Annotated in this window: 10 protein-coding genes; 8 read left to right on the top strand and 2 right to left on the bottom strand. The window is 67.2% G+C overall.

Annotated elements, in window-relative coordinates:
* Position 1: 1 nt before the first annotated feature.
* Together ACSYAO_RS11570 and ACSYAO_RS11565 are read right to left on the bottom strand one after the other, a co-directional pair.
* Positions 2–682 carry a hydrolase gene (locus ACSYAO_RS11570; protein ID WP_071227966.1) on the bottom strand — a complete coding sequence of 227 codons (681 nt, stop codon included), beginning with the start codon at positions 680–682 and terminating at the stop codon, positions 2–4.
* 71 nt (positions 683–753) lie between these two features.
* Positions 754–1,620: a pirin family protein gene (locus tag ACSYAO_RS11565; RefSeq protein WP_049462492.1), complete on the bottom strand. Its 867-nt coding sequence runs from the start codon at positions 1,618–1,620 to the stop codon at positions 754–756.
* 151 nt (positions 1,621–1,771) lie between these two features.
* On the opposite strand from ACSYAO_RS11565, the gene ACSYAO_RS11560 reads away from it, so the two are divergent.
* The 8 genes from ACSYAO_RS11560 to ACSYAO_RS11525 all read left to right on the top strand — a co-directional run bounded on the left by ACSYAO_RS11560 (position 1,772) and on the right by ACSYAO_RS11525 (position 12,239).
* Positions 1,772–2,698, top strand: coding sequence for a LysR family transcriptional regulator (locus ACSYAO_RS11560; RefSeq protein ID WP_440565541.1), 927 nt, complete (start codon positions 1,772–1,774; stop codon positions 2,696–2,698).
* 185 nt (positions 2,699–2,883) lie between these two features.
* Positions 2,884–3,387 (top strand): RNA polymerase sigma factor, encoded by a 504-nt coding sequence (locus tag ACSYAO_RS11555; RefSeq protein ID WP_049462496.1) that lies wholly within the window; start codon positions 2,884–2,886, stop codon positions 3,385–3,387.
* 82 nt (positions 3,388–3,469) lie between these two features.
* Positions 3,470–4,426: a FecR family protein gene (locus tag ACSYAO_RS11550; RefSeq protein WP_049462498.1), complete on the top strand. Its 957-nt coding sequence runs from the start codon at positions 3,470–3,472 to the stop codon at positions 4,424–4,426.
* Positions 4,427–4,608: 182 nt separating this feature from the next.
* On the top strand, positions 4,609–7,731 hold the full coding sequence (locus ACSYAO_RS11545; RefSeq protein WP_049399755.1) for a TonB-dependent receptor: 3,123 nt from the start codon (positions 4,609–4,611) through the stop codon (positions 7,729–7,731).
* A 53-nt stretch (positions 7,732–7,784) separates the two neighbouring features.
* Positions 7,785–8,549 carry a Slam-dependent surface lipoprotein gene (locus ACSYAO_RS11540; RefSeq protein WP_032129432.1) on the top strand — a complete coding sequence of 255 codons (765 nt, stop codon included), beginning with the start codon at positions 7,785–7,787 and terminating at the stop codon, positions 8,547–8,549.
* 89 nt (positions 8,550–8,638) lie between these two features.
* On the top strand, positions 8,639–10,093 hold the full coding sequence (locus ACSYAO_RS11535; protein WP_149908537.1) for a porin family protein: 1,455 nt from the start codon (positions 8,639–8,641) through the stop codon (positions 10,091–10,093).
* 136 nt (positions 10,094–10,229) lie between these two features.
* The gene (locus ACSYAO_RS11530; protein ID WP_024956513.1) at positions 10,230–10,634 is read left to right on the top strand and encodes a response regulator; all 405 of its coding nucleotides are present in this window, start codon (positions 10,230–10,232) and stop codon (positions 10,632–10,634) included.
* A gap of 9 nt (positions 10,635–10,643) precedes the next feature.
* Positions 10,644–12,239, top strand: coding sequence for a PAS domain-containing sensor histidine kinase (locus ACSYAO_RS11525; protein WP_049462501.1), 1,596 nt, complete (start codon positions 10,644–10,646; stop codon positions 12,237–12,239).
* The last annotated feature ends 53 nt before the right edge of the window (positions 12,240–12,292 follow it).

Genomic DNA, 12,292 nt, shown 5'->3' with positions numbered 1-12,292 from the left:
CTCAGCTGCGCTGCGAATCCAGCTGCTCCTGGTTCTTCTGCACGTCCTGCGCCTTCAGGTAGCTTTCGATCAGCAGCTGGTAGTTCGGGAAGATCTTCGTGTAGACCTCGGCCCACTGCTGGGCATCGTCGCGGTTCCAGCTGCGCTGGATTTCCGAGGCCACCGCGGCGGTGTCCATCGGCACCACGCCGGCCTGCACCACGCGGGCCAGGGTGATCTCTTCGGCCATCTTCGAATAGGTGCCCGAGGCATCGATCACCGCGAACACCTGGTAGCCATCGGCCACGGCGGCGATCGACGGGAAGGCCATGCACACGCTGGTGATGGTGCCGGCGATGATCAGCTGCTTGCGGCCGGTGGCCTTCACTGCAGCAACGAATTCCGGATTGTCCCAAGCGTTGATCTCACCCTTGCGCGCCACGTACTGGGCATGCGGGGCCGCGTCGTGAATCTCCGGGATCAGCGGGCCGTTCGGGCCCTGCGGGACCGAGGCGGTGGTGATCACCGGCATCTTTGCCAGCGTGGCCATCTTCGCCAGCGCAGTGGCGTGGGCGCGCACGCTGGTGAATGGCATGTCACCGATGGTCTGGAACAGGCCGCTCTGGTGGTCGATCAGCAGCATCGCGGCGTTGTCCGGATCGATCACCGGGCGGGCACCATTGAAGTTGGCGGGGGTACTCATGGTCAGTCTCCTGGGGAAGGTGGGCGATGGCCCATTGGCGCGGCGGGTCATCACCCGCCGCGCGGAAGCGCTCAGTGCGCGATCCGGCCGAAGCGGCCGCTGTTGAAATCGTTGACCGCCTGGCTGATCTCGGCCTGGCTGTTCATCACGAACGGGCCATAGCCCACCACCGGCTCGTCGATCGGCTCGCCGCTGAGCAGCAGCACAGTGGCGTCGCTGTCGGCGTCGACGAACACGTCCTCGCCGCTGCGGTCGAAGGTGACCAGCTGCGCCTCGCCGACCGGCTGGCCGCCGTTGATCCGGACCTGGCCCTTCAACACCACCAGCGCCAGCGTGCGGCCATCGGCCACCGGCAGTTCGGCGTGGTGGCCCTGCTGCAGGCGGATGTCCCAGACATCCATCGGCGTGTGGGTACGCGCCGGGCCGGCGTGGCCGTCGAAGCGGCCGGCGATGACCCGCACGCGTCCGGCGCCGTCGGGCAGATCCACCGAGGGAATGTCTGCATCGAGCAGGGTCTGGTAGCCCGGCGCACCCATCTTGTCGCGTGCCGGCAGGTTCACCCACAGCTGCACCATGTCCAGCGTGCCACCGCGCCTGCTGAATTCCGGCGTGTGGAATTCCTCGTGGAGGATGCCGGAGGCGGCGGTCATCCACTGCACGTCACCCGGGCCGATGGTGCCCCCGGCCCCGGTCGAATCGCGGTGCGCGACCTCGCCCTCATAGACGATGGTGACCGTCTCGAAACCGCGGTGCGGATGCTGGCCGACCCCACGCGGGGTATCGCTGGGGGCGAAGGTGTAGGGGCCGGCATAGTCCAGCAGCAGGAACGGGCTCAGGTGCTGGCCGTGGGTGTTGTAGGAAAACATCGAACGGGCGGGGAATCCGTCGCCCACCCAGTGCGGGCGGGGGGCGCTGTAGGTACCGGTGACACGCTTCATGGCGATCTCCTGGCCGGGGTTGCCGGCCGCTGTTCTTCGTTGCAGGGGACGATATCGCCGCGACAATGGGGCCGGTAGACGCCAATATTTGCCGTCATAGTCCTGTCTGGTGAACAATTGGTGCGGGCCTTGCGCCACAGGAGATCGCCCCGTGTTCACCGCTGATATCCGCCGTTGCGACCTCAACGACCTGTTCTACTTCGCCATGGTGGTCGAGCACGGCGGCTTCTCGCAGGCCGGCCGGGCGCTGGCCATGCCGAAGTCGAAACTGAGCCGGCGCATCGCGCTGCTGGAGGAACGCCTGGGCGTGCGCCTGATCCAGCGTTCGACCCGGCGCTTCTCGGTCACCGAGGTCGGCCAGGGCTACTACCGCCACTGCAAGGCGATGCTGGTCGAGGCCGAAGCAGCCGAGGAAGCCATCGCGATGTCACGCGCCGAGCCGCGCGGCACCATCCGCCTGGCGTGCCCGATCGCGATCCTGCACGCGCGCATCGGCCCGATGCTGGCCGACTTCCTGGCCCTGCACCCCCAGGTGACGGTGCAGCTGGACGCCACCAACCGCCGCGTGGACGTGGTGGGCGAGGGCGTGGATGTGGCGATCCGGGTACGGCCGCCGCCATTGGAAGACAGCGACCTGGTGGTGCGCGTGCTGGCACGCCGGGTCTGGTGCACCAGTGCCAGCCCGGCGCTGCTGCAACGGTTGGGCACGCCGCAGGTGCCGGCCGACCTGGCGATGATGCCGACCGTCGATCTGGCCTCGCCCAGTCAGCAGCATGTGTGGGAATACAGTGGGCCCGGCGAGATCCAGGCCAGCGTGCATCACCGCCCGCGCCTGGTCAGCGATGACATGATCGCGTTGCGCGCAGCCGCGGTGGCCGGGGTCGGGCTGTTGATGCTGCCGCGGATGATGATCACCGATGAGCTGGAGAGCGGGGCGCTGCTGCCGGTGCTCCCCGAGTGGGTGCCGAAATACGGCATCGTGCATGCGGTGTTCCCTTCGCGGCGTGGGCTGCTGCCGGCGGTGCGTGCGTTGATCGATTACCTCGCCGAGCGTTTCGAGGCGTTGGACGAACCGTAGGCTCCGCATCCACGCATGGCGTGGATCTACTGGATCCGGCGCCGCCTGGGAGATCCACGCCATGCGTGGATGATCCTGGTGCCGCGCGACGGGCTTTCGCTTGCCGCCTGCGGCCGCGCAGCCCACAATCCATGTCCGGACCGTCGCCATCACGCCCATCATTCCCCGGTCCGGCCTTGGCACCTATGTCTCCCAATGCCCTGGCGCTGGTCGAGCTGCTGATCCGCGAGCGCCGTGCGTTGTCTCGCTTCATCGCGCGCTATCTCGACCCGGCCAGTACCGAGGACACCCTGCAGAACCTGTACCTGAAGGCCAGCAGCGTGCCCGGTGATCCACCGATCCTGGAGCCGCGCGGCTATCTGTACCGGATGGCCTATCACCATGCGCTCAACCGCAGCCAGGCCGACGCACGCGAGCGGCGCGCGATGGCCGAGTACGCCGCCGACATGGCCGAGGCGGGCCACGACGGCGAGGCCCAGGCACTGGACCAGGCACAGCTGCGCGAGATCACCCAGACCATCCTCGCGCTGCCAGCGCAGGTCCGCGAGTGCTTCGTGCTCAACCGCTACCTGGGCCTGAGCGAGCGCGAGATCGCCACACGGCTGGGTATTTCCAAGAGCCTGGTCGGCAAGCATGTGCTGCGCGCGGCACTGTTGATCCAGCAGCACCAGCAGGGAATGCATCGATGAGCGGCGATTGCAGTGGGCAGATCGCGCCCGCCGTTGTCACAACAGGAAAGCGCACCCGTTCGTGGTGCGGCAGGCCACAACCATGACCACGTCCGAACCCTCGCCGCGTCAGGCCAGGCAGGCGTTGCGCTGGGTGATCCGGTGCAGTGCAGGCCCGCTGCCAGAACGCCAGCAACGAACCCTGCAGCGCTGGTTGCAGGCCGATCCGCGCCATGCGCTGGCCTGGCGCCAGCAGCAGGCCTTCTGGCAGGGGCTGGATGCCGCCGGGCCCGACGTGCTGGCGGCGCTGCCCGAGCTCACCACCGATCGCGAGGGCCTGCGCCCGATCGCGCCGCGCCGTCGCCTGCCATGGCTGCTGGCCAGTGCCGCCGCCGTCGCACTGATGGTGACGGCGGCACCGCACGCGCTGCTGCTGGCACGCAGTGACCTGCGCAGCAGTGATGCGCCGCGCGTGGTGCAGCTGGACGACGGCAGCACTGCCGTGCTCGATGCGGGCACCGCATTGGCGGTCGAGTTCGATGGCCAGCAGCGGCACCTGCGCCTGCTGCGCGGCCAGGCCTGGTTCCAGGTGGCGCACGAGGCGCGCCCGTTCCAGGTCGAGGCGGTGGGCGGCCTGGTACGTGACATCGGTACCGCCTTCAGTGTGTCGATGCTGGATACCACGGTCACCACCCAGGTCAGCGAGGGTGTGGTCGAGGTGCGTCCGGGCGATGGCAGCGTACAGCGCCTGCATGCGGGGCAGTCACGGGCGTTCCGTGACGGTCGCTGGCTGCAGCCTGTGCGGCTGGAAGATCCCGAGGCCGTGGCGCCATGGCGGCGGGGCGAGGTAGTGATCGATGATCGGCCGGCCGCGCAGGCCATCGCCGATCTGGCGCGCTACCGTCGTGCCCCGGTCTGGGTACTGGGGGGGCAGGGTGCCAGCGTACGGGTCAGTGGCTTGTTCCACCTGCAGCAGCCGGAGACGGCCATCGATGCCGTGGCCGCACAGGCAGGACTGCGCGTGCAGCGCTTGCCCGGTGGCGCGTTGGTGCTGTGGTGAGGTGCCGCCGGTTCATGGCGGAATACGCGGCATGAAAAAAGCATGAAAAAACCGTGGGCACCTGCAGTGTCCCGCTGTCTATAGAGGTATAGCCAGAGCGAAACACCGTTTTTCCTCAAGCCAGACACACCACCGGCACCGGATGTGCCCGTGGTCCAGCCACGCTTGAGGAGTTCCTGTCCATGCCGTCCACGGCATCCGCCTGTCATCGTCGCGCCACCGTTCTGGCCCTGGCCGTTTCCACCGCATTGCTGCCGCTGGCCTGGGTGCCGGCCGTGCAGGCACAACCGGCGATCGTCGCGCCGGTGCGCCAGTACGCCATCCCGGAGCAGCCACTGGCTGATGCCGTACGTGCCTTTGGCCGCCAGGCCGATGTGCAGGTGGTGTTCCGTAGTGACCTGGTGGAGGGCCGCCGCTCCAGTGCGGTGAGTGGCGAGTACAGCCAGATGCAGGCCCTGCAGCAGCTGCTGCGCGGCAGCGGCGTGCGCGCACAGCGCGGCATGGACGGTACCTGGAGCCTGCGGGCCGCAGCGGAGGCGGGTGAAGGGGAGGGGGTGCGGGTGACCGAAACACTGGACGTGGCCGGTCGCCTTCAGTCGGAAGGGGGTGAGGCGCGCGATCGGCGCGGCTACGATGATGTGTTCGCGCTGGACCTGACCACGGCGTATTCGGGGCGCGACCGGGTGGAGCGCTATCGTGGTTCCAATCCGGCCGACGTGGTCAAGGATCTGGTCGGCGTGTTCAGCGGCGATGCGCGCAACAGCGGCGCGCTGGACGTCAACATCCGTGGCATCCAGGGGCCCGGGCGGGTGCCGGTCAGCATCGACGGTGGCGAACAGGCGCTCACGGTCTGGCGCGGCTACAACGGCGTCAGCAACCGCAACTACATCGATCCCAACCTGATTGGTGGCATCCAGGTCATCAAGGGGCCAGGGCTGGTGCGCGATGTGCACAGCGGGATCGGCGGTGCGCTGGTGATCAAGACCATCGACGTTGACGACATTGTTGCTGCCGGCGAGCGCTTCGGCGGGGAGCTGAAGATCGAAGGCAGCAGCAATGCGGTGGCACCGCGCCTGCCGAGGCTGCACACCGGCGAGGATTACCGCACCGTGCCGGGGTTCCCGCAGGGCTCGCCGAACTCACCCTATGACGACCGCACCCTGGTGGTGCCGGTGAAGTCGCGCAGCGGCAACAACCCCTTCGATGGCGAAGACCAGGCCTGGCGGTTGGCACTGGGCGTACGCGGCGACAACGTCGACCTGATGGCCGCCTACGCCTGGCGCAAGCGCGGCAACTACTTCTCCGGCAGCAAAGGGAGCGCGTACTACGACCAGGACCGGCGCGAGCAGTACGAGTACCAGGGCATCGACTACATCACCACGCTGGCACGTTACTTCAAACCGGGCGATGAAGTGCCCAATACCTCCAGCGAACAGGAGTCCTGGCTGGTCAAGGGCAGCTGGCAGATCAACGACGACCAGCAGCTGAAGGCCACCTGGCGGCGCACGCTGTCGCACTACGGCGAGATCATGCCGTCGCGCATCCTGTCCGCGCCCGACTACGGGCGCATCCAGTGGCCGCTCAGCCGGGTTGCGTCCGATGCCTGGAACCTGGAATACCGCTTCCAACCGGCCGGCAGCCGCTGGCTGGACCTCTACGCCAACCTGTGGCGCACGGAGACGGACAGCGATACCTACAGTGCTGGCGGCTTCCCGAACTTCGCAGTGGGTAATCCGGCATGGAACCCGGACGCCAGCCCGATCCTGCGCAACACCGCGCTGGCCAACGCGCGCAACGACCGCACCGGCCTGATCCTGAGCAACCGCTTCGCCCTGCATTCGACCCTGGACCTGACCGTGGGCGGCAACTGGCAGTACGAGAAGCTCGGCTCGAGCGATCCGTACTTCGGTACCACCGATGGCTGGCGCATGTTCCCGCGTGCCGGGCGCCGGCAGGAGGGCGAGGGCTACCTCACCCTGGAGTGGCGGCCGGTCGACTTCCTTACCCTCAATGCAGGCGTGCGCTACAGCCGCTACTGGGCCTTCGACGATTTCCTCGAGGCGCACCCCGAGCTGCTGACCAAGGGCGTAGGTGGCAAGGAAGCGCAGTACACCGTGAACGAGTTGCCGCCCCGTCCCGCCAATCTGCAGGCCCGCATCGACGCGTTGGAAGCACGCCGCGCCGTATGGGAAAAGCGCGGCATGGGCTGGTTCATCGATGACAGCATCCGTGCGTTGCTGGCGCCGTACGAGACGCCGCGTCCGGTCAGGTACACGCGGCCCTGGCTGCCCGATGCCGATGGCAACTACACCCGCGCCGGCAATCCCTGCCTCAATGGCGAAGTGGCGGCCATTCCCGGCGTGCAGCCGGTGTTTGCCGGCAGCGACCAGGTCTGCAACATCGGCAACAGCGTACAGTCGCAGCCGGTCGATGCACGCAACAGCCGCCGCCGCGACCATGCCTGGCTGCCGACCTTCTCGGCCACTGCACACCTGTCCCCGGCCGCCCGTGCCTACGTGCGTTACAGCGAAGCGGTGCGCTTCCCGAGCATGTTCGAAAGCACCATCGCCTTCTCCGGCAGCCTCAATCCGCTGCATGCGCTCAAGCCCGAGCACGCCTACAACTACGAAGTGGGCTACGTGCACAACCTGTCGGCCCTGTTCGGCAACACCGCCGATGCCGACGTCAAGCTGGCGTACTACGTGCACAAGACCCGTGACGTGATCGAGCGCGATGGCAACTTCCTGTTCGACAACATCGACAAGCAGACCATCCGTGGCATCGAACTGCAGGCCCGCTTCGACAACCGGCGCTTCTTCACCGATCTGGGCATCACCCGCACGCTGGAAAACGAGGTGTGTGACGAGAGCACGGCGGTGCTCCTGGATGCGAACCGCGGCCTGGTCCCGAACTGCGTGCAGGATGGTTTCGTCGGTGGCTACCTGCTGACCCAGGCCATTCCCAAGCTGTCGATCAACTGGTCGCTGGGCACGCGCCTGTTCGATGAGCGCCTGGAGCTTGGCAGCCGCATCGTGCACTACCAGCGCCACGAGAACCCTGATCTGCAGGCCTACCGTGACCGCCTGCTGAGCGGTGGCAGCGGCCTGCTCTGGCAGAACGTGCCGTTCACCTGGGGAAACATCACCACCGTCGATGCCTATGCGCGCTGGCGCTTCAACGAGCATGCCAGCGTCGAACTGGTCGGCAGCAACCTCGGCAACCGCTACTACGTCGATCCAGCCACGCGGTCCACGCTGCCGGCCCCGGGTCGCACCCTGAAGCTCGGCGTCACCGCACGCTTCTGATCTCCCACCTTCAAGCGTTGTACCCGTAGTTCCCTCAACCAAGGAGCAATACCATGAAAATGATCTCCCGTTCGGTTCTCGCCGTTGCTGCCTCGCTGGCTCTGGTCGGTGCCGCGCATGCTGCCGATATCGTCGGTGCCGCCAGTGCCAAGACCGATGCCGAGCTGTATGTGGCGGTTGGCGAATCGCAGGTCAATGGCGGCCCGCACCGCGCTGGCAAGGCCGGTATCGGTGTCGGTACCGTGTCCCAGGCCAAGCCGGTGGACTTCCAGGGTCTGAGCGCCTACTCGGCACCGACCACCGTCAATGGCGTGACGGTACGTACCCTGGCCATGCCGATCACCGGCGCACCGGGCAGCCACGCCGGCATGGGCCACTTCAACTTCGTCAAGGTCGGCAGTGGCGATGTCTGGTTCGGTGAATGGTCCAAGGATGGCGCCGCCGGTGGCTTCAACAACCGCCAGGTCTACTTCGTCGGTGACCGCGCCGGCACCACGCTGCCTGCTGGCGTGGCGTCCTACACCGTTGCTGGCCTGAACAAGTTCAACGGCAGCAACCTGCTGAGCGGCACCTTCGACGCCGACTTCGGCGCCGGCACCCTGGATGGTGCGCTGTCGGGCAACGGCCTGAACCTGGCCATCGTTGCCAACATCAACAGTGCCGACGCATCGTTCGCGGGTTCGGCCACCGCCAACGGCAGCGTTGCCGGCACCACCCAGGGGCAGTTCTTCGGCGCCAACGCGGCTGCCCTGGCCGGTATCGCCACCTTCAGCGGCAACAGCCAGTACGACACCGCCTTCGGCGGCAGCAAGAACTGATTGCCACGCCCCTGAAGGGCAGGGCAGGGACAAGCCGCGATCCGCCAGTCCCTGCTTCGGCCCGCTGCATGCACCACCACGGATCGACCATGCGCCATCCCATCTTCCTTGTCGTTCTGCTGCTGGCGGCCGCCGACGTGCGCGCCCAGCAGGACGATCTTCGCCGCGTGCTCGAACAGGGCACCGACCTGCGCCACCAGCAGCAGGACCAGCAGCGCCTGCAGCGGGCCGAGTCGGAGCGACCGACCATCACCATCGACGGCCAGACCCTGCGCGTGGAGCGCACGGTCGATGATCTGGGCCAGGCGCTGTACCTGTCACTGCAGCATCAGCAATGGGGCGCCGCGCAACGCTTCCTGGATGAATACATCGAACTGCCTGGCCACGACCCGTTGCTGCGCCACTATGCGCAGGGCGGCCTGGCGCGGGTGGCCGGCAATCACCATCGCGCGGCCAACGAGTACGAGGCGCTGCTGGAGGCACAGCCGGATTTCCTGCCGGCCCGCCTTGAACTTGCGCGCGTCTACGCCGAAGACCAGCGCGATCGCGATGCGGTGGCGTTGTTCACGGCGATCGCGGATGGCATCAGTGCCGATGACCCCGCCACCGCAGGTGTACGCGGACGGGTGGACGCCTATCTGGCTGCGCTGCAGGCGCGCCAGCGCTGGAAAGGCGCGCTGTCCGCCGGCCCGGCATGGAGCGACAACATCAACCGCAGTTCGGCCAGCCGCACCTGCCTGTTCGGGGTAGGCGACACCTGCATCATCCAGCGCAATCTTCCCGATGCCCAGCGCGCCATGGGCCTGGACTACGACGGTAACCTCGAACGTCGCTGGGCCCTGAAGGGCCACCATGGCGTGTACGTGCGTGGCCTCGCATTCGGCCAGGCATGGCGTGGGCACAGCGCCTACAACGAGCTCAATGCCAACGTGCAGGCGGGTTACAGCTGGCGTAGCGCACGGCATACCCTGCAGATCGCCCCCAGCTATGACTATCAGGGCCTCGGCAACCGGGCCCTGCAGGGCGGCAGCGGGCTGCATGGCGAATGGCAATATGCGCTGGACGCGCGCAGCCTGCTCAAGCTGGAGGCCGACTGGAAGCGCCAGTGCTATCGCCAGCGTGGCTTGGCCAGCAATTACGACGGTGAGCTGGCCGCGGTGTATGCCACCTGGTTCCGTGCGCTCAACCCGCGCTGGACGCTCTTTGCCGGGCTGGACCTGAGTGACAGCAGCGCTGCCAACCCAGCCAACGGCTACCGCCAGCGCGGCGTGCGGCTGGGTGCAGCGCGGCAATGGAGTGGCACCACCGCCACCGTATTCGTTTCGTTGCGCGAGCGCGACTACGACGCGTGGAGTCCGCTGCTGGAGGCGCGGCGTGAGGACAGCGAACAGAACCTGATCGCCATCGTGCGCAGCGAGCGCCTTGCCGTGGCCGGGCTGGTACCCAGCCTGAGCCTGCGCTACGCGCGCATCGACAGCAGCGTCGGCTGGCTGTACAGCCACGACCGCAGCCTGCTCAGCCTGAAATGGGAGCGTGCATTCTGAACGTGCCGCTGCAATGCCGGAGTGAATGCGCCATGGCGCCGATCTTCATCGATCATCACGCGCCCTTGTAGCCCGGTTCGCGCATCCTGCGGGCGTTGCGGCGGAGGTGGGCCGCGTGTATCGAGGAGCGCCGGTCGTGCTGGAAGCGGGCAACAAACCAGAGGGCCTGAAAGGGCTGCGTGTACTGGTGGCGGAGGATGAATTCGCCATCGCGATGTTCCTGGTCGACTATCTGGAGCTGAAAGGCGCACAGGTGGTGGGGCCTGCCGGTGATCTGCAGGCGTTGGGGCGGCTGGTCGATACCCATCCCATCGATGTGGCATTGCTGGATATCAACCTGGGCGGTGAGCAGGTCTATCCGCTGGCCGATCGGCTGGCCGAGACGGGTATCCCCTTCCTGCTGACCTCCGGTTACGACGACAACCTGCCCAGCCGCTTTGCCAGCGCGCCGCGCTGTACCAAGCCTTATCACATCGAAGCGCTGGTGCAGCAGCTGGCCGCGCTGGTGGCGGCGCCGCAGGTCTCTGCGGGCATTGCCTGATTGCGCGGCATGTCGCGCCGTCCTGAAGACATCCACGCCGCCAAGCTGCGTGGCCAGATGCCACCTGCACCGCAGCTGCATGTGCGCCACGATGGCATGGCCGCGCGCATCGCCCGCCACGACTGGTCATCCACGCCGTTGGGTGCCTGCGAGCAGTGGCCGCCCCATCTGCGCGCCACCGTCGACCTGATGCTGGCCCATGGTTTCCCGATGATCGTGCTGTGGGGCGAGCAGCTGGTGCAGCTCTACAACGATGGTTATGCCGAGATCCTGGCCGACAAGCATCCCGGCGGGCTCGGCCAGCCGACCCGCGAGTGCTGGCCCGAGGTGTGGCACATCAACGGGCCGCTCTATACCCGGGTTTGGCAGGGCGAGACGCTCACCTTCGAAGACAAACTGTATCCGCTGGTCCGGCGCGGCCGGCTGGAAGACATCTGGTTCACGATCACCTACAGCCCGATCCGCGGCGAGGAAGGGCGGATCAACGGCGTGCTGGTGACGATGTTGGAGACCACCGCCGCGCATCTTGCGCTGGCCGCGCGCGAGCGCGAGGAACTACGGCGGCGCGAGAGCGAGCGGCGCCTGGAGCTGGCCTTCAGGATGCTGCCGGTCGGCCTGTGCATTGTTGATCTGCAGGGCCGCATGCTGCTGTCCAACGATCAGATGCGCGCCTATCTGCCCACCGGCAAGGTGCCTTCCAGAGACGCCGACAACCAGCATCGCTGGCACGGCTGCCATCCCGATGGCACCCCCATTGCACCGGACGACTTCGCCATCGCCCGCGCGATGCGCGGCGAGACCGTGGTGCCGGGGCTGGAGTTCCAGTACCTGCATGATGATGGCCGCGCGCGCTGGACCCGGGTCGCTGCCGCGCCCCTGCGCGATGGCGACGGTGAGGTCAGCGGGGTATTTGCCATCGCGGTGGACATCGACGACCTCAAGCGTGCCACTGAGCGTCAATCGGTATTGCTGGCCGAACTGCAGCACCGGGTGCGCAACATCATGTCGACCATCCATGCCATCGCCTGGCGGACCCGCGAGTCGGTCAGCAGTGTGGATGAATACGCTGAACGGTTGTGCGGGCGACTGATGTCGCTGGCACGCACGCAGAGCCTGCTGACCCGTGGTGCCAATGCCGGCGTCTGCCTGCGTGGCATGCTCGAAGAGGAGATCGCTGCGCAGACGCCGGCAGCGGCCGCCTACCGCCTGCAGGGCGAGGACGTGCTGCTGCCGCCGAAAGCAGCCGAAGTACTGTCCCTGGCGATCCACGAATTAGCGACCAACGCGCTGAGGCATGGCGCGCTCACCCATGAGGATGGCCGGATCGAGGTCACCTGGGATCTGCAGGTTCAGGCCGGCCAGCCATGGCTGGGCCTGCACTGGTGCGAGCGTCATGCCGAGGTGGAGGACTGGGAGCTGCCACGCCAGCGCGGCCTGGGCCGGGCGCTGATCGAGCAGCGCGTGCCGTACGAGCTGGCTGGCAGCGGGGAGCTGCGCTTTGGCCCACAAGGCCTGGATGCCTGGATCCGCTTCCCGTTGCGGGAGCGCGACAGCCTGCTGCAGACCGATGCTCCGGGCGCGGCGGCGGAGGGTTCCGTCAGGTAAAGGTCCATTTATCCCCAATTGGGCCAAATTGGGCATAATGGCCTCAACTATCC

It is taken from the genome of Stenotrophomonas sp. STK16_22, from assembly GCF_051984505.1.
GTDB classification, from domain to species: domain Bacteria; phylum Pseudomonadota; class Gammaproteobacteria; order Xanthomonadales; family Xanthomonadaceae; genus Stenotrophomonas; species Stenotrophomonas maltophilia_A.
The sequence above is the reverse complement of the archived record's forward strand: the minus strand, read 5'-3'. Positions and strand labels throughout refer to the sequence as shown.

Coding starts and splice junctions, on each gene's coding strand:
- ACSYAO_RS11570 (WP_071227966.1), bottom strand. CDS start 682: ATGAGTACCCCCGCCAACTTCAATGGTGCCCGCCCGGTGATCGATCCG.
- ACSYAO_RS11565 (WP_049462492.1), bottom strand. CDS start 1,620: ATGAAGCGTGTCACCGGTACCTACAGCGCCCCCCGCCCGCACTGGGTG.
- ACSYAO_RS11555 (WP_049462496.1), top strand. CDS start 2,884: ATGTCTCCCAATGCCCTGGCGCTGGTCGAGCTGCTGATCCGCGAGCGC.
- ACSYAO_RS11550 (WP_049462498.1), top strand. CDS start 3,470: ATGACCACGTCCGAACCCTCGCCGCGTCAGGCCAGGCAGGCGTTGCGC.
- ACSYAO_RS11545 (WP_049399755.1), top strand. CDS start 4,609: ATGCCGTCCACGGCATCCGCCTGTCATCGTCGCGCCACCGTTCTGGCC.
- ACSYAO_RS11540 (WP_032129432.1), top strand. CDS start 7,785: ATGAAAATGATCTCCCGTTCGGTTCTCGCCGTTGCTGCCTCGCTGGCT.
- ACSYAO_RS11535 (WP_149908537.1), top strand. CDS start 8,639: ATGCGCCATCCCATCTTCCTTGTCGTTCTGCTGCTGGCGGCCGCCGAC.
- ACSYAO_RS11525 (WP_049462501.1), top strand. CDS start 10,644: ATGTCGCGCCGTCCTGAAGACATCCACGCCGCCAAGCTGCGTGGCCAG.